At 44.5% G+C, this 17,077-nt stretch carries 14 protein-coding genes; 1 reads left to right on the forward strand and 13 read right to left on the reverse strand.

Features of this window, described 5'->3' with window-relative positions; all coding sequences use genetic code 11:
• Positions 1 to 100: 100 nt before the first annotated feature.
• On the forward strand, positions 101 to 1,213 hold the full coding sequence (locus RTS09_RS05920) for an HlyD family secretion protein (RefSeq protein ID WP_312535172.1): 1,113 nt from the start codon (positions 101 to 103) through the stop codon (positions 1,211 to 1,213).
• A 39-nt stretch (positions 1,214 to 1,252) separates the two neighbouring features.
• On the opposite strand, the gene RTS09_RS05925 is transcribed toward RTS09_RS05920, so the two are convergent.
• The 13 genes from RTS09_RS05925 to RTS09_RS05985 form a co-directional block, all read right to left on the reverse strand.
• Positions 1,253 to 3,088 (reverse strand): 3-hydroxyacyl-CoA dehydrogenase, encoded by a 1,836-nt coding sequence (locus tag RTS09_RS05925; RefSeq protein WP_312535175.1) that lies wholly within the window; start codon positions 3,086 to 3,088, stop codon positions 1,253 to 1,255.
• A gap of 155 nt (positions 3,089 to 3,243) precedes the next feature.
• Positions 3,244 to 3,879, reverse strand: a complete 636-nt coding sequence (locus tag RTS09_RS05930; protein WP_050324630.1) for a DUF1269 domain-containing protein — start codon at positions 3,877 to 3,879, stop codon at positions 3,244 to 3,246.
• A gap of 37 nt (positions 3,880 to 3,916) precedes the next feature.
• On the reverse strand, positions 3,917 to 5,071 hold the full coding sequence (locus RTS09_RS05935) for a catalase family protein (RefSeq protein WP_312535181.1): 1,155 nt from the start codon (positions 5,069 to 5,071) through the stop codon (positions 3,917 to 3,919).
• An 82-nt stretch (positions 5,072 to 5,153) separates the two neighbouring features.
• The gene (locus tag RTS09_RS05940) at positions 5,154 to 6,743 is read right to left on the reverse strand and encodes a Dyp-type peroxidase (protein WP_312535183.1); all 1,590 of its coding nucleotides are present in this window, start codon (positions 6,741 to 6,743) and stop codon (positions 5,154 to 5,156) included.
• Positions 6,744 to 6,940: 197 nt separating this feature from the next.
• The gene (locus RTS09_RS05945) at positions 6,941 to 7,510 is read right to left on the reverse strand and encodes a hypothetical protein (RefSeq protein ID WP_002058194.1); all 570 of its coding nucleotides are present in this window, start codon (positions 7,508 to 7,510) and stop codon (positions 6,941 to 6,943) included.
• 557 nt (positions 7,511 to 8,067) lie between these two features.
• Entirely contained in the window at positions 8,068 to 9,276 is a 1,209-nt protein-coding gene (gene ssuD / locus RTS09_RS05950; RefSeq protein ID WP_224054439.1) for an FMNH2-dependent alkanesulfonate monooxygenase, read from the reverse strand.
• A gap of 376 nt (positions 9,277 to 9,652) precedes the next feature.
• Positions 9,653 to 10,579 carry a CysB family HTH-type transcriptional regulator gene (locus RTS09_RS05955; protein WP_062332006.1) on the reverse strand — a complete coding sequence of 309 codons (927 nt, stop codon included), beginning with the start codon at positions 10,577 to 10,579 and terminating at the stop codon, positions 9,653 to 9,655.
• Positions 10,580 to 10,796: 217 nt separating this feature from the next.
• On the reverse strand, positions 10,797 to 11,525 hold the full coding sequence (gene msuE, locus RTS09_RS05960) for an FMN reductase (protein ID WP_312535228.1): 729 nt from the start codon (positions 11,523 to 11,525) through the stop codon (positions 10,797 to 10,799).
• Between the two features lie 200 nt (positions 11,526 to 11,725).
• On the reverse strand, positions 11,726 to 12,373 hold the full coding sequence (locus RTS09_RS05965) for a methionine ABC transporter permease (protein WP_007117073.1): 648 nt from the start codon (positions 12,371 to 12,373) through the stop codon (positions 11,726 to 11,728).
• The gene (locus RTS09_RS05970; protein ID WP_282849996.1) at positions 12,366 to 13,439 is read right to left on the reverse strand and encodes a methionine ABC transporter ATP-binding protein; all 1,074 of its coding nucleotides are present in this window, start codon (positions 13,437 to 13,439) and stop codon (positions 12,366 to 12,368) included. The genes RTS09_RS05965 and RTS09_RS05970 overlap by 8 nt, the downstream gene beginning before the upstream one ends.
• A gap of 44 nt (positions 13,440 to 13,483) precedes the next feature.
• Entirely contained in the window at positions 13,484 to 14,350 is an 867-nt protein-coding gene (locus RTS09_RS05975; protein WP_007117075.1) for a MetQ/NlpA family ABC transporter substrate-binding protein, read from the reverse strand.
• 101 nt (positions 14,351 to 14,451) lie between these two features.
• Positions 14,452 to 15,828 (reverse strand): LLM class flavin-dependent oxidoreductase, encoded by a 1,377-nt coding sequence (locus RTS09_RS05980; protein WP_312535196.1) that lies wholly within the window; start codon positions 15,826 to 15,828, stop codon positions 14,452 to 14,454.
• Positions 15,828 to 17,066, reverse strand: coding sequence for an SfnB family sulfur acquisition oxidoreductase (locus RTS09_RS05985; RefSeq protein WP_312535198.1), 1,239 nt, complete (start codon positions 17,064 to 17,066; stop codon positions 15,828 to 15,830). Before RTS09_RS05985 ends, RTS09_RS05980 begins: the two co-directional genes overlap by 1 nt.
• Positions 17,067 to 17,077: the final 11 nt, after the last annotated feature.

Below are 17,077 nucleotides of genomic sequence, written 5' to 3' on the forward strand. Positions count from 1 at the left end.
TGTTTTTAGATAACTGTTTTTTTTAGATAACAGTTTAATGATAAATTGAATGATCAATAAAATTTAATGCTAAATAAAATGCTTACGGAAAATCCAACTCATGAGTAGTGAAGCAAAAAACCAGAATGATGCGCCAGCTGATGACAGCGATAATAAACCCACACAGGCGCCTGAAAAGATTATTAACCCTAGACCGCTTACCTTAATTATCATGTTGGTGGTTTTTTTGCTCGGTGTTGGGGTGATTTTATGGGCATGGCATTTGGGTCCGTTTAATACGCCACTGCAACAAACCGAAAACAGTTATGTTAAAGGCAATATCACCCTATTGTCGGCACAAATTAATGGTTATATCGAAAAAGTCTACGTCACCGATTTTGAGGACGTCAAACAAGGTCAGCCGTTAGTTAAAGTCAGCAGTGCTAACTACTCACAGCAAGTAGTACAAGCCGAATCAGGACTGGAACAAGCGACTACTAATTTAGCCAACCAGCAACAAATCATCGAGCAGCGCAAAGCCGATGTCAAAGCCGCGCAGGCAAAAGTAGCACAAGTTAAAACCCAGCTAGAATTGTCGATCCAACAGCTGAAACGACTTGAATCCTTGGTCGGTGTTGGCGCAGTGTCACAAAATGAAGTCGATACTGCCAAAGCGGCAGTTAAAAACAATGAAGCACTGATGAGCCAAGCAATGGCCAATGTCGATGTCGCCCGCGAAGGTCAAAAGACCGCGGAAGTAGCAAAGATTGGTTTGGTGGCACAGATTAAAAGCGCCAATGCACAGCTAAATCAAGCCAATACCAACCAAGAGTATGGCTTAATCACCGCCCCGACCTCAGGTAAATTAGGGCAAATCAATATCCGTACCGGTCAGCTGGTGACACAAGGTACGCAGTTGGTTTACCTCATCCCAAAATCGATGTGGGTCATTGCCAATTTTAAAGAAACCCAAATTGATAAAATGAAAATCGGGCAAAAAGCGTGGTTTACTGTGGATGCCCTAGGCAAACAAAAATTTACGGGGGTAGTCAAAAGCATCTCCCCCGCAACAGGGTCAGAATTTAGTGTCATTAAAACCGACAATGCCACTGGGAATTTTACCAAAGTGGTACAGCGCATTTCTGTACGCATCGACATCGATGGCAACCAAAGTCGTCTGAATGAATTGATACCCGGCATGTCGGTAGTGGCAACAGTAGATACGTCAAGTTAGCAAATTAACCCTCTTTTATTCTCCTCTGCCAAACGCAGTTTAGTCAGGTAGACTTAAAAAATCTTTCGCTAAATAAGCTGGGTTAGGATAGTGATAGAACCCCTCACCCGTGGCTTCACCCAGTTTGTTGGTATCGACCAGTTCTGCTTTGAGTTTTTGAGCGGGCTGCTGCAAAGAAGGGTCCTTTTTTGCCATTTCATTAATGATGTTGTAGTTGGTATTCATGCCATTTCTATCCAAAATCGCCATCGGTCCAAAGGGTGAACCCGTGGCTATCACCCACGTTTTATCAATGGTTGCGGCATCGGCAACGCCGTTTGCCCAGAGTTTTAACCCCGCTACCAATAACGGAATCAATAAGCTATCAAGCACATAGCCCGATTGTTCTTTTTTTACCGCTATCGGTAACATGGCAATGGCTTTGGCAAATTCGATGACGTCAGCATAGACTTGTGGGTCGCAGCTTGCTGCCGCCATCAACTCCACCGTATTATGGATATGGATGTGATTGGCAAAATGCAGCATCAAGAATTTTTCTGGGCGATTAGTAAAGGTCGATAACACGCTTGGCAATAGCGTCGATGAGTTACTGGCAAACACGGTTTTGGTAGGAGCGGCGGCTGAGGCTTTTTGATAAAAATCTTTTTTGATGTCTAAGCTTTCTGGCACCGCTTCAATCAATAAGTCTGCATCTTTTAACGCCTCATTTAAGTCAGTGGTGTAAGCCAAATTTTTGCTAGCTGCTGCCACTTGGGCATCGGTTTCACCTAGGTCATGCTGATGCTGATTGGCAAGGTCGGTAAAGCGGGTTTTCGCCTTAGCAATCGCGTCATCGTTAATGTCATAAATAGTCACATTAAACCCATGAAACGCACATTGCACCGCAATTTGGTTGCCCAATACGCCACTACCTGCCACGGTAATATTTTTATAAGGTACTTTGGATAAATCCGCTTTAGGTGGTTTTAAAAAATCAGGATTTTTAAAGGCGGGATTGGGGTATTGATAAAACCCTTCGCCCGTTGGCACGCCCAGTTTATGTTGCTCGATATACTCTTTTTTGAGCATATCAACGACCGCTTGGTCTTGTTGTCTGCCCTTAGCCACATCAAGCTTATAAATATTGTAAGGGGTAGTCAGCCCTATCATATCATAAAAAGCAAATGGTCCCATCGGCGAGCCTGTGCCAAGCATCCAAGTTTTGTCGATGGTTTGAATATCAGCAATGCCTTGGATATACAGCTGCATCCCTGCATTTAACCAAGGATTGAGTAGTGAATTTAGTACATAGCCAGAGGTTTCTTTGTTGACGATAATAGGCACCATGCCGATTTGTTTGGCAAACGCGGTCACCGCATCAAATACATTAGGGTCAGTATCGGCATGCGACATAATTTCGGCAAGATTGCGCTTCCAAATCTCATTGGCAAAGTGCATCATTAAAAACTTAGCAGGACGGTCGGTAAATTTGACCAAATCACTGGGCAACATGGTAGATGAGTTACTGGCAAATACGGTTTTTTCGGGTGCGACTGCTGAGGCTTTTTGATAAAAATCTTTTTTGATGGCGACATCTTCGGGCACCGCTTCAATCAACAAATCGGCGTCTTTTAAGGCGGTGCTTAAGTCTGAGCTATAACGCAAGTTTTGCTCAGCACGTTTGGCTTGTTCGCTTGTTTCACCCAAATCATCCTGATGGCGTTTGGCGATATCGGCAAATTTGGTTTTGGCTTTATTGAGCACCTCGTCATTGATATCATACACAACGACTTTAAAACCATGAAACGCCGCTTGTACGGCGATTTGATAGCCCAAAACACCACTGCCTGCAACTGTTATGTTTTTAAAGTTAGAAAGTTTATTCGATTCTGACATACTATGCTCCTAGCGCTAATGAGCAAATACGCGACTTTATAATTGATGATTCAGGTAAATTATTTTTAATATTATCGTATTTGCTGTCGACTATTTTTAATTAGATTGAAAGGTAAAAAAACCGTTAGCATGTTCAAACACTAACGGTTTTTGATTTATTTATGGAGATTGAGTTTTTCACCCAATTGATGAAATTTTTGGTTCATTTCATCACGAAATGCGTCCAATTTTGACGAATGGTCAGCTTTGCGTTGTTCACGCCATACTTGTTGCAAGTGTTTAACCGACTGGTCATGTGCTTCTTTGGCTGCGATTATTTCACTTTGTACATGAGCCACATCGAAGCGTTGACTATGGGTGTTATACTGCGCGAAAAAGTCGTTGAGTGGTTGCTCGTTTTGCTCTTGAACCAACGTTAAAATCGCCACTTCACCGTCTTTTAGATTTTGGGCAACGTATTCAAGTAACGATGATTGACCAAAAGATGCTACCGCACCGACATCACTACCGAGTACCATACCCAGTGAACCGCCGATTAACAGGCCTGCAGGTCCGCCCAATACGCCAAGCAACGCACCAAACAGACCACCCATAACTGCCCCACCACTGATTTGTTCGCCTTGGTCTAGGCTATCCACTGTTGTGATCACACTGTTTTCTTTTTTAATGAGTAACGCTTGCGCAATCAAGGTTTCAGCGTTGCTTTTGTAGGCTTTTAGCTCGGTAAAGGCTTTGTAGGCTTCAGTTGATACATCAAAAATAGTGACTAAAATATTTTGTTGTGCTTTCATGTCTGTTATCCTTATTTTTTTAATTAGGTTTTTTTAATTAAAGGTTATAAAAATCTTTATTAAACGCTTCTTTTAGATTGGTTGGCTCGACACGTTTTTTATTGTTTAAGCTATGGCGAGTAGTGGAAGCGGTTTGATAGGCACGCAGTCGCGCGTGTTGCAAATTACCAATCGGACGGTTGGCTTCAATACAGCGAAACGGGGTAAATGACAAATGCTCCATAATGTCAAAGTTGCCGTCATCCGGTACATCTTGGCAAGGGATGGTGAGTTTTGCCACTGTCACAAACGGCGCATCTTTTTCATCCCATTCTTTGGTCAAATCATTGATGGGTTGGTCTTTTAAGTTACGGCACAGCTGGATTTGCACATCAAACTCATAATCATGCTCACGGATTTCTTGTAAAATCAGAGGACGAATCGCCTCGTTAGTAGCGTTGACATCGAGATCTCGGCGTTTGATTTTGGCTTGTGACGCTTTGGTCGGGGCGACACGGATTTTTGCCATATAGTCGCCATGACGCACTGCCCCTTGTGAATAAAAACTATATAACAAGGTATTTTGCGGTTTGATGGTTTTAAACTTACTAAAAGCCCTAAAAGTCTTGAGGGATTCTTTGGATGGCAGTTTTTTGCCATATTGGGTAATCCAGTCAAAGGCAAACTTGGCTTGACCTTTCACGCCTTTGGCAAAATAATCATTTAATTGTAAAAATAGCCGTGAAATATAACTATAGTCTTGGATAGTATTACAAAAGAAAATAGGAAAATTAATCAGATTGTAGTCAAAGTTTGGGCTATCTGGCTCATCTGGCAGTAATTTTTCGCCTTTGACACCTAAGACTTTAATCGCCAACCCTTGAGAAAGCCCCAATTTGTTGTCAGCAGCCACACGAGATGAGCCGTTAGAAAAACGAATCACCGCTTCATGGCGAGCGGGTTTGGCATAGATACCTTGGGCGTATTCTTTAGGCAGTTTTGGTAAAATCTCAAAGTTGGCTTTTAACGCACAGTAGCCTTTGGCATGGGCATCTCGGGTGTGATAATTGATTTTGCTAACCGTGTCTGATTTGCCGATATAGTCACGAATATCTGCGGTGATTTGGTCGATGGCTTTTTCATCGGCGCTAGTAAGCTGGTCGATGGTTGGGTCAAACTTGGCATAACGACGACCGAATAATTTATTTAACATGATGATTGTCCTTTGTTATTTTCATTATTTTATAAGGTTAGGTGTATTAAAAATGCCTAACCTTTTTTTATTTAGTTTTACTCTAATATGAATTTTCGTTAAGCTCACTAATCCATTTAAGTGCCGACAAGCTTGGTACAAAAAGATATTCACCGCCTTGTAGGGTATTAAATTGCAAAATATTGGTATGACGCTTACGAATTGGCTCATCGGGTACGGTGAATACATCGCTATCAGCGTCACTACCTGCGTGTACGCCTAGCATTGGGTCACGTTCTTCCCCAAGGTTCATAAAGTTACCGTCATTAATCCATTGGCTTTGCAAAAACTCAAGCGTGTCCATGGCATGCGCGTTGATACCGATAAAAAATAAACCCCGCTCTTGACCATCGTCTTTGGTCACGTTGGGCGGCACGATATCGCCATACGAAACGCTACGGCGGATAATGCGGTGAAGACGCACATCGCTTAGAATAAAGTCTTTGGTATTACGGGGGTTCATACGGCGAGCATGGGCACCAAATGGGCAGCCTTTGCCATACGGATCGTCCGTGTAGTCAAATTTATTGTTTGCTACGTTGTCTTTGCCGAGGGCTTCATCATCGTGGTCTGGGCTTAAGGTGATAGGGGCACCCGAACGCCAGCGACCGAACATTTTTGCCCCCAATTTATCAGCTTTAGCTGGATCATTGTCGCTTTGTTCAAGGCAATAGCGGTGAAAGTCAGCCACATTACTGCGGTATTTTCGCAGTACCATAAACGAACCGTTTTTTCCCAATACTTCAGGCTGTGGCATAGGGGGTACCACGCCCGCTTCACCTTTATAACCTAACACAAATTCACCCGCCGCAATCGGGCGTTCGGTGTTATTTTCAAGGCTGATACCACTGCCATCAACTTCTGGGTTACTGATGCCATCGCGATAACCAAACACGTTTTTGACGTCACCATCTGCGCCAAAATCATGTTCTACCAAGATTTCGATAGCGTTACGGCTGATATCTAGATAAGGGGCAAACGCCTGTTTAAGTTCGGTAAGTTTGGCTTGCCATTTTTCTTGGCTATCGGCAATCACCGCGCCGCAAATATGAATATCGCCTTTATCACCAAATGGCGCAAGCCAGTTACTAGGGTCATTATCGCCTTTGTCACCCAAGATATCGGAGCGACCTGCCATACCTGTTTTGAAATTTTCTGGGAAAGAATCAAGCGAGCTTTGCGGTAAGCCTAAAGCTTTTAGACCCTCATACGTCATCACAATGGTCAAATTGGCATCCATATCTTTTTGGAAATTTTTTGAGCCTGTGACGTTTGGTAATACCGCTTTTAGCAATTCACGACCCGCGCTGCTGTCATTAACTTTTAGCGCGACAAGCGTGCCATAGTAAGGTGCAGGGCGGTCATGCAAAATGATGGCTTGAATATCCTCAAGTTCCATCGTGGCGATATTGGGATAGATAGCGTTCGTTGCCCGTGTGGTGACGCTGTGCAGCTGCGTGCTGATTTTTTGTTTGGCTTCGTGTACCCGTTCTTTGACACTGCCTTTTTCAGTGGGTGTATCGCTGTGTTCAAGTTTGTCTTTAACGGCCTCTATGCCATGCTCGATACCATCTTGTAGATGGGTTTTTAATTTGCCAAGTAGGCTTTCATTCGCTGGGTTGTCGTTATTCATGGTCGTTCCTAGCAGAGAATTTCAAAAATTTGATGCTAAGAACCTGCTCACCATACACCACGCTAAATATCGTTTATGGTAAAAATCACACAACAAATGGCTTTTGTATCGAAATTTTAACCTAAAGCTTGCCCGTTCAGAGTACGCTAAGAGTACGCTGACAAACGTGATATGGTGAATACAAGTTCTAAGTCAGCTTATTGGGCTTGTTCAATGGCTTTATTGATGCCACGCACGATTTTGTCATTACGCGCAATATCACGAACTGTCAAATGAGGTACACCCACATACCAACCGGAAGCGGTAATCTGATGGTCAAGGATGAATTGCTTAACCGTCGGGCTTTTAATCCCAGGCCAACCCTCTACATTGCCAAAAATTAAGTCCATGAGTTCTGGAATTTTGGTAGCAAAGTCGTTAATGTAAGCATCCCAATCGCCATCATAGGCGGTACAAAACAGGAGCTTGGTGTCATTGTCTAAAAACACAAACCGCGAATCATGCAAGGTGCCTACATTGGCCACCCCTGCAAGATTGCCTTTGGTAATTTCCAAAATTCGCTTGATACGAGCTGCTCCATCTTTGGTTATGGGGGCGATGGCGGTGAGTTCAGACACTTTGCCTGATTTTAAGCCCTTTTCACCGGCACTGGTAACAGAATGGTCATAGCCATCATTACCACCCTCTTTTAGGTTTGCCATGAGCATTTGAGCTTTTAAAGCCACATCATCTAATAAAGAAAGTTTTTCGTTGTTTTGATTTGTCATGTTTTAGAGCCCTTATAGTTAGTTGATCATTAATTGACGTACATGATTTAAATTTGTTTATCCCATTGTTTTATTATTTAAAATTTAAATCCTTTTTATTATATAAGCCGCAAAAAGCAAAAAGCGTTAAAATAACTTTTATCACCCATAAAATTACAAAACTAAACTATTGATTAAAAGATGACATACTAGAAACCATAAAACCGAAGCATTAATTTAAAAAATTCTCATTACAATCAATAGATTATTTAACTTTTAAATATAAAATCTGTGTAGAAAAATCACTTTTCCTGCTATGTGGGACCTCAAAAAATTTGGGACCTTGGACTTTGATGATTAACTTTAGCAAAGTAGCTTGCTGGTCTAATCTCACCCTATAACTGGCTACCACTTTTAAAAAAAGTGTTTATCAGTTAAAAGGTCTATCAGTTAAAAGATGCTTATCATGGCTAGGGTGGATTCCGCGTACTCTGTCGGATAATAGATATAGATAGGTATAGACGAGACGCAAAACGTGCCTTAGTTAGCACGTTTTATCACAAGCATTTAAGACGCCTTTAAGAGGCAATAGCGTGTTTGGGTGTTTCAGTGGCGGGTGTTTTTGAGGCTGCAATGCCGCTAGTTTGTTGCGGTGGTGCATAGTTATTAGCGACAATTTCACCAAACGGTCCTGTCAAATTTGGCTTGACCAAGGTGTTTTGGGTGTCAATCGGTAATAATGGGAAAACCAATTCAGCAAACCGATACGCTTCTTCCAAGTGTGGATAACCTGAGAAAATAAAGTTATCAATGCCCAAATCGGCATACTCTTGAATACGTGCGGCAACGGTTTGTGGGTCGCCCACCAGTGCCGTGCCTGCCCCACCTCGTACCAGTCCAATCCCTGCCCATAAGTTGGGCGAAATTTCTAAGTTATCACGGCGACCGCCATGCAAGGCTGCCATACGCTGTTGTCCCACCGAGTCCATTTGGGCGAATTTGGCTTGGGCTGCGGCAATGGTGTCGTCAGTGACATGACTCAACAATTCATCAGCGGCTTGCCAAGCGGCTTCATTGGTTTCACGCACAATCACGTGCAGACGAATCCCATAGCTTAACGTGCGACCTTTGGCAGCGGCTTTGGTTTTAAGCTGCTCAATCTTCTCTTTGACGGCAGCAGGCGGCTCACCCCACGTCAAATAACTGTCAACTTGTTCGGCAGCCAGTGTTTGCGCCGCCTCAGATGAACCCCCAAACCACAACGGCGGATACGGCTGTTGTAGAGGGGGATATAGCAATTTGGCATCTTCGACTTGCAAGCGTTCACCGTTAAAGGTAAAGGATTCGCCTGTGTGCGAGCGGGTTAAAATCTCTCGCCAAATCGTGGTGTATTCACTGGCTGTCTGATAACGCGTCGCGTGGTCTTCAAAGATGCCATCGCCTTTAAGCTCTTGTTCATCGCCGCCTGTGACCAGATTAAGTAGCAATCGACCATTTGATAATCGATCAAAGGTGCCTGTCATACGAGCAGCAAGCGCGGGTGTCGTCACCCCAGGGCGTAATGCCACCAAAAATTTTAAGCGAGTGGTCGCATCAATGAGACTAGCAGCGACCAGCCAAGGGTCTTCACATGAGCGACCTGTCGGAATCAACACGCCTTCATAGCCAAGGTTATCGGCTGCCACTGCAATTTGCTTCATATAAGTATGGTCAACGGTTCTTGCCCCTTTACTCGTGCCTAAATAACGACTATCGCCATGTGTCGGTATAAACCAAAAAATTTTCATCGTAACCCCTGCTTGTAAGCTCAAAAATTGATTAAGATAACTCGCCTTTTGTCGTTGGCGGTTTATCGGTAGCCATAAGCTTAAAACAAATATCGCTCAATAAAAAATAACAAAAACTGCTTTGGTTAGCACAAAAAATACTTAATAATTTTGCTGCTAACCCTATCAATTTAATCGCTAAAGCAGTGACATAAAAAAAGCTTTACAGTTTTCACCACAAAGCGTTTTATCGTCAAATGAATTGATATCAACATCAGATAAACAAGCCCAAATCTTAAAAATAGCACAGCAAGCGAGACAACAAGCGAATTTGACGCGTATTACATCGGATGTAGCAGATGATAAGTTTTTCAAACTTGCTTATCAGGATTTAGCGTTAGCTGCTAGGTTGTATGGCATCATGCATTGTTGCTTGGGTTAACGTAGGGTTACACAAGGCTAAAAACTGATAGCCAAATCCTCGTAAAAAATGCCCTTGTCGCACCGCTAGCAAGGTGGTATTTTGATGAAATAACGGCTCGCAATTGAGTAATGTTAACTGGGTGTCTTTATTGGGATTAAACGCCATATCCGCGATAATACCAATGCCCATTCCAAACTCCACATAAGTTTTTATCACATCAGAATCCAACGCCGTCATCACGATATCAGGCTGTAATTCTGCTTTGGCGAACGCTTCATCAATCATCGTTCGCCCGGTATGGCCACTAATGTAAGTGATAATCGGATAATGGGCTATGTCGGCAAGCGTTACCTGTTCAAGCTGGGTTAGCGGATGGTTTGGCGGCACCACAATCGCATGATACCAGTGATAATAAGAAAAAGTCACAAGCTCGCTATAGCTTGACAAGGCTTCGGTGGCAATGCCAATATCCGCTCGTCCATCAAGTAGCATTGCCGCAATTTCTGGCGGTGCGGCTTGTAGCAATCGCAAATGCACCTTAGGAAAAAGCTGTTTAAACGCTTGCACAACGGGCGGCAAAATATAACGAGACTGGGTATGGGTGGCTGCGATGGTCAATTCGCCTTTATCTTGGCTGGTATATTGTTCAGCCAAGGTTTTGATATTGTTGGCATCATGTAGCATCCGCTCTACAATCACCAATAACTCTTTACCCGGTTCGGTCAAACCTAATAGCCGTTTACCCTTACGCACAAACAGCCCGACGCCAAGCTCATCTTCTAAGTCTTTGATATGTTTGGACACACCCGATTGTGAGGTAAATAATGCATTGCCTACTTCGGTCAAGTTATAGTCACAGCGTACCGTTTCTCGAATAATACGAAGTTGTTGAAAGTTCATAGTCTGTTGCCCCAAATAATCCGATAATGAATAAAATTAGTGTAAGCCGAGCGGCCTAGGACAACAAACGCCTATCAAACAAATTAATATTCCAAAATTACATATATCAATCACACAAAAAACAAAATTTGAATAACCCAAGCAGTTTGTTGCTCGGGTTGTATTTACTCATACTGAGCTGGTGATGTCAGCTAATACACACTAAGGCATGCGCTCTTTAGGCGACGGATGGATGGTTTTTAGGGGATGATTGAGTAGTTTGCGGGTGTAGTCTGGCTTCGGCACTCGATAAATCTGGCACTGCCACAGAGGGTAATATTTCGGCTTGTTCGACTTGTTTATTAATGCCTAATTGCTGATTGGCTTGCGCTGATTTTTCTTTAATGGCTTGGGCGCGTCGGCCTTTGGCGGGTGCCCACTCAAGTATCGGTAACGCGCGCGCCACCGCTAATACGATACGGTCACGCAACTGTTGGCTTGAGACGGTGTATTCTGGGGTAAAGTCTTTATCCGTCGCATACACGCCTATTGGCAATGTCTGCGCTTGGAAAAAACTAAACAATGGGCGCAGTTGGTGCTCTAGTACCAGTGCATGACGCTCGCTACCACCCGACGCTGCCAATAATACCGGCACATCCACAAGCGCGGTTTGCTCCACAAAGTCAAATAAGTGTTTAAACAATCCGGTAAAAGACGCGCGATACACTGGCGTTCCTACAATCAAGGCGTCCGCCGCCTCAATCGCTGCCAAGTCGTTTTGCACACGTTCTGGCAGTTGGTTACGATAAATCGCCCCACTGAGTAAAGGCCCGATTTCACTCAGCTTGATAAAATGCACGTTGATGGGCGTGGCTTGTGCCAACTCATCTACAATATTTTGCACCAGACTTTCGGTTTTTGATGGTGTGTTGAGCCCACCCGATACCGCAACGATATTGAGTGGCATGGCTGGATTTGGTTGATTTGTGAAATTTTGAGTGATAGACATCTTTGTTCCTTAATTTAATGTAATCAGATGAATCGATGACATGTCGATAACCTCATTAAACAAAAAATTAAGCCGCTTGTGAAACAACAATATCTGCATTATTTAGCTGATTTTTTGCTATATCAAATTTGCCATATCAAAGTGGTAAATCTGCAGAGCTACAATTGGCGTTTATCGACCCATTGAGCCAAACTATCGCCTGTGGCTTGCACCAACATCACCAATGTCACCAAAACCACAATGACTGATACCATCATTTGCACATCAAAGCGCTGATAGCCATAACGATAGGCAATATCGCCCAAGCCCCCCGCCCCAATCGCGCCAGCAATGGCAGACGAATTAATCATGGTGACAATCGTCACGGTAAACCCGGCAATAATGCCAGGCAATGCTTCGGGCAATAAGACATACCGAATAATCTGTGTACGGTTGCAGCCAATCGCTTGTGCCGCTTCTATGAGCCCTGGGTCAACTTCACGCAGACTCACTTCGGCAATTCGAGCAAAAAAAGGGGTCGCTGCTAAGGTTAACGGCACCACGGCTGCCCACACACCATAGCTTGTACCGACAATCATTCGAGTGGCTGGAATAATAGCCACCATCAATATCAAAAAGGGAATAGCACGCACGATGTTCACCGACCAACCCAAACTTAGATTGGTCAAAAATGACGGGGCAATACCTTGCTCGCTTGAATTGACCAATACCAATGCGATCGGTAACCCCAATAAAAACGCTAAAATCGCTGATACGCCAACCATAATCAGCGTATCAATCAACCCCGTCAGTAACAATTCAAGCATAACCGATTAACTCCACATGCAAAATTTGATTTCCCAAGCGATGCGCCAACTGGGCGACATCTAAACCCGTGGTTGCGACGCCAACGACGATATTGCCTACCAAGTAGCCTTGAATGGTATCCACTTGACTTTGATACAAAGAGACGGGCGCTTCAAATTGCGCAAAAATTGCTTTTAAATCAGGCGCAGATTTTACTGGGGCAACGTATCTTAGGTTGAGCAAGGTATGAGTGGCATTGTGCTTGTCGGTGAGTTTATCCTCACCCAAATCAATGGATGACTGATTATAGCCTAGTAATTCTTGGGTCATGGTGTGCATGGGTGAGGCAAATACTTTCCACACCGGTCCTGTTTCAACGATTTGCCCTTGGTTAATGACAATCACTTGGTCGCAAATATCTCGAATGACTTGCATTTCATGGGTAATGAGCACAATGGTAATGCCAAGTTTTTTATTAATTTGCTTGAGTAACTGCAAAATTAACTGGGTACTTTCTGGGTCTAGTGCTGATGTGGCTTCATCACACAATAAAATTTTGGGTTCATTCACGAGCGCCCGCGCAATGCCTACCCGCTGTTTTTGACCGCCTGATAGCTGGGAAGGATACATCAATGCTTTATCACTGAGACCCACCATCTCTAGCACTTGCGCCACACGTTTATTGATATCAGCCTGACTTACTTTGGCGACTTTTAGGGGCAAGGCGACGTTGTCTTGTACCGTTTTACTCGACAGCAGATTAAAATGCTGAAAAATCATACCAATGCCTTGTCGCAGCTGTCGCAGCTGTGTTTGGTTCAGCGCTGCCACATTGTTATCATCGATATAAACATGACCATCACTAATCGACTCCAAGCCGTTGATAATGCGTAACAACGATGATTTGCCCGCCCCGCTTTTACCGATAATACCCAGAATTTTGCCTGTTGGCACCTCAAGTGAGATATCTTTTAGTGCATGAATCGCTTGCGCTTGTCCTTGATAAAACTTATTGACCTTATCGATTCGGATATAGGGAGGTGATGAATGACTGTCATCTTGGGTAATATGAGTAAACGACTGCATAGCATGATCCTTTGTAATTGTTATGGCTAAAACTTGTTAACGCATTACGAGGTCCAACCTGGAAACCAAAGTTTCCCCCCGATTTCTTTGTCAAGCACTTGTTTTACGTTAGGGGAAGTTTGATAAATGTGAATAAATTTTTTCAGCTGTTCGGCTCGTTCAGGATTTTTTTGGGCAAAATCATCCCGGGTGACAAATAAAATCGCATAGCGGTTGTTGGTGGTATCATCAAGGATTAAGGCTTGATTGGGGTCAATGGTTTTGGCTAAGCGCAAATAATGCGGGTAGCTAAACACCAAATCAGCATCATCAACCGCTCTTGCGGTCTGCGGGCCTTCGACTTCAACAAATTGCAATTGTTTTGGATTGCTGCTGATATCGCTTAAGTTAGACAGAAAATTATTTGGGTCTTTTAGCCCAATTAATTTTGCCTGTTGCAGCAGTAGTAGCGCTCGCCCTTGATTAACAGGGTCATTTGGCACCACCACACGGGCACGCGTTGGCAGTGCCGCTAGGCTTTGGTATTTTTTAGAATACAAACCGACATGGGTGGCAACCCCTTTCCCCAAAGCCGATAGCTTATACTCTGGATGCTGTTTGAGTGCATTGGTTAAAAACGGCTGATGTTGAAAATAATTGGCATCGATGTCGCCACTGTTAAGTGTTACATTTGGGGTATTCCAATCCGTAAACTCGACCAATTTGACGTTGATACCTTGCTGTTTTGCCGCCGCGACTGCTTCTTTAAGTGGATTGGCAAAAGGCGGGCTAATACCGATGGTTAACGGATTGTCTTTGGTGACGTTTGATGCTTGGCTTTTATTGTAAAATGCCCAGCCGCTCAGTAACACCAAGACAGCAATGATAGTTACCCCTAAAACAGTAGCACGATGTTTTGCTGCGATTGCCATAATAGCTCCTTAAAAATGATGGTTTAAAAATAGCTGCTTAGAAATAGCTGCTTAAAACATAAAAAACTGATAACGCTGAAAAAAGTCCTCTAAACAAGCCCTTAACATCGAAAGCTTTGCACTGGGTGTGAGCTGGGTAATCGCTCACCTTTGCCAATGAGCTTGTGGCGTAGACTGCCTTGTTTGTATTCGGTTTTGAAGCGTCCACGACGTTGTAGCTCAGGAATGACATACTGGATAAAGTCCTCGTAAGACTCAGGCGTGACCGTGCGAGTGACGTTAAAACCATCAATTCCTGTCTCGTCCACCCAGGTCAACAACGCCTCAGCCACTTCGCGCCCATCACCCACGATTAGCGGATAGCGTCCCCCTAACCGATGCTCGGCTATCAGCTGCGCTTTGGTAACCTGCTGCCGAAAGCGCTGGTTCACCGACGCAATGCTATTGGTTTGTTGGTAGGCAATCACCTCATCATCGGCATACTGTGATAAATCAATCCCCACCGAACTTGAGTAATGTGCCAATCCTGCCTCGCTACTTGCATAGCCTTCATACTCTGCCAGTTTTGCTTGGGCAAGGTCGTGACGCTCGTCAGTCACTACCGTTATCCCCATCAGCACTTTGATGTCATTGGGATTGCGACCTTGTGCTTTTGCCAACTGGCGAATCGTCTCCACCTGCCGTTTAATCGCTGATTTTTCGCCACCCCCAATAAAAATCGCCTCCGCGTGCTGGGTAGCAAATGCCAAACCTTTGGCTGATGCCCCTGCTTGAAATAACACCGGCGTGCGCTGAATAGACGGCATCACTTGAAAAACGCCGTCACTTTGGTAAAAACGTCCTTGATGGTGAATCGCTTTTACCTTGGCAGGGTCAGTAAAAATTCGCGCCTGTTTGTCTATTTTGACTGCATCGTTTTGCCATGAGCCTTCCCAAAACTGGTAGCACAACTGCAAAAACTCGTCCGCTTGCTCATAACGTAAATCATGCGCCTTTAGCCCTTGATTACCAATCAATCGCTCAGCGCTGTCCAAATACCCTGTCACGATATTCCATCCCAAACGACCTTGGGTTAAGTGATCTAGACTCGCCATACGTCTAGCAAATTGATAAGGCGTCTCATAACTTAAATTTACAGTGATACCAAAGCCCAAATGCTCGGTCACCGACGCCATGGCAGACACCAAGGTGGTCGGGTCATGGCTTGGCAATTGCACCGACTCTTTAAGCGTCACATCAATGTTATGTTGATAAACGTCATAACAGCCTGTGATATCCGCCAAAAACAACCCATCAAATAACCCTTGCTCCAAGGTTTTTGCCAAGCCTGTCCAATAGCTAAGTTCGTTGAATCGATAAGATTCATCCCTTGGGTGCGTCCACAAACCATGATTGATATGCCCAGCGCAATTCATATCAAAGGCGTTTAGAATAATCGGCTTTGGCGGGTTATTTTCTTTTTTTACCGTCTCACCCATCACAACGTCCCTCGCCGTGGCGGTAATACCCCATTGAGTGCATAATTGGCAATAAAGTAGTATTTCCACCGTGCCGCATCGTGCAAGGTATGCACCCGTGCGTTTCGCCAATACAGGTCTAGCCCTTTGTCACGTTGGCTACCGCGACTGCCTGCCAGCTCAATGAGTTGTGAGGAGGTTTTTAATGCCACTTCAGTGCTTAACGCACGCACTGCCGCGACCGCCAATGACGCTTGGGCAATATTTTGCTCATTGGGGGTTGGACGAGCGGCATCGATGGTTTGGGCAGCGTGTTTGAGCAACACCTCCACCGCTCGCACATCTGCCGCACTGCGCCCAATTTGCAATAGCGTGAGTGGGTCATCGGTGGCTTTATCCACGCCCGAATCAATCCAAGGACGAGCTTGCCGCACTTGTACCAAGGTTTCATCAAACGCCCCACGTGCAATACCCGTCTCAATGGCGGCGTGCAACAGCTGGGCAAACGGCCCGCAAACCGTTGGATTTTGATAGGCTGTATCCAAAGCAATGACATCGTCTTTATCCACAAAAACTTGGTCAAATAATACCGTGCCTGAGCCTGTGGTACGTTGACCAAAACTTTGCCAATCATCAATCAGCGTGAGACCTTTGGCGTCTCGCTGCACAAATGCCAAAAATTCGCGTTCGTTGTCATCTTTTACCAAAGTCGGAATACGGTGTGCAAACAGACTGCCTGTGCAGTAGAATTTTTCGCCATTGATTAGATAACCGCCTGGCGTTGAGGTGAATTTGGTGGTTTTATCAACGGCATTTTTGGGCTTAAACTCAGCCAACGCATTGCCTAGCCTCGCCCCTTGTAATACCTCAGCAAAAATGCGTTGCTGCTGGGCTTCTGTCCCCGTGTTTTTTAATACTTCTAACGCATAGTAATGATTTTGCGGAATTTGCCCAATCGCCCCATCTGCACCACTCAACAGCGCAATGATTTGAGCGACTGTCCAACTTGATACATCAGCGCCGCCAAAGCGTTTTGGCACGGTGATTGCCCATAACCCTGATTGGCTCAAGCTTTCAATTTCTGCAAAGGGTAATAGCCGCTCTCGGTCTCGTTTTATACGCGCTTGTTTAAACGATTGGGCAAGCTGATAGGCGATTTCTAATGCTTCGTTGTCCGACTTGATGATATGGGCGACGGGCGTAGGTTTGACTAGCGAAGCTTGAGCGTCCGTTACTGGACGGGTGATGGTATCTGACATGGTGTTTTCCT

This window comes from Moraxella sp. CTOTU47618, from assembly GCF_032017425.1.
GTDB lineage: Bacteria > Pseudomonadota > Gammaproteobacteria > Pseudomonadales > Moraxellaceae > Faucicola > Faucicola tetraodonis.

What these genes read in the sequence shown, in the direction of transcription:
- RTS09_RS05920 (WP_312535172.1), top strand. Translation starts at nt 101, where the DNA reads ATGAGTAGTGAAGCAAAAAACCAGAATGATGCGCCAGCTGATGACAGC.
- RTS09_RS05925 (WP_312535175.1), bottom strand. Translation starts at nt 3,088, where the DNA reads ATGTCAGAATCGAATAAACTTTCTAACTTTAAAAACATAACAGTTGCA.
- RTS09_RS05930 (WP_050324630.1), bottom strand. Translation starts at nt 3,879, where the DNA reads ATGAAAGCACAACAAAATATTTTAGTCACTATTTTTGATGTATCAACT.
- RTS09_RS05935 (WP_312535181.1), bottom strand. Translation starts at nt 5,071, where the DNA reads ATGTTAAATAAATTATTCGGTCGTCGTTATGCCAAGTTTGACCCAACC.
- RTS09_RS05940 (WP_312535183.1), bottom strand. Translation starts at nt 6,743, where the DNA reads ATGAATAACGACAACCCAGCGAATGAAAGCCTACTTGGCAAATTAAAA.
- RTS09_RS05945 (WP_002058194.1), bottom strand. Translation starts at nt 7,510, where the DNA reads ATGACAAATCAAAACAACGAAAAACTTTCTTTATTAGATGATGTGGCT.
- ssuD (WP_224054439.1), bottom strand. Translation starts at nt 9,276, where the DNA reads ATGAAAATTTTTTGGTTTATACCGACACATGGCGATAGTCGTTATTTA.
- RTS09_RS05955 (WP_062332006.1), bottom strand. Translation starts at nt 10,579, where the DNA reads ATGAACTTTCAACAACTTCGTATTATTCGAGAAACGGTACGCTGTGAC.
- msuE (WP_312535228.1), bottom strand. Translation starts at nt 11,525, where the DNA reads ATGCCACTCAATATCGTTGCGGTATCGGGTGGGCTCAACACACCATCA.
- RTS09_RS05965 (WP_007117073.1), bottom strand. Translation starts at nt 12,373, where the DNA reads ATGCTTGAATTGTTACTGACGGGGTTGATTGATACGCTGATTATGGTT.
- RTS09_RS05970 (WP_282849996.1), bottom strand. Translation starts at nt 13,439, where the DNA reads ATGCAGTCGTTTACTCATATTACCCAAGATGACAGTCATTCATCACCT.
- RTS09_RS05975 (WP_007117075.1), bottom strand. Translation starts at nt 14,350, where the DNA reads ATGGCAATCGCAGCAAAACATCGTGCTACTGTTTTAGGGGTAACTATC.
- RTS09_RS05980 (WP_312535196.1), bottom strand. Translation starts at nt 15,828, where the DNA reads ATGGGTGAGACGGTAAAAAAAGAAAATAACCCGCCAAAGCCGATTATT.
- RTS09_RS05985 (WP_312535198.1), bottom strand. Translation starts at nt 17,066, where the DNA reads ATGTCAGATACCATCACCCGTCCAGTAACGGACGCTCAAGCTTCGCTA.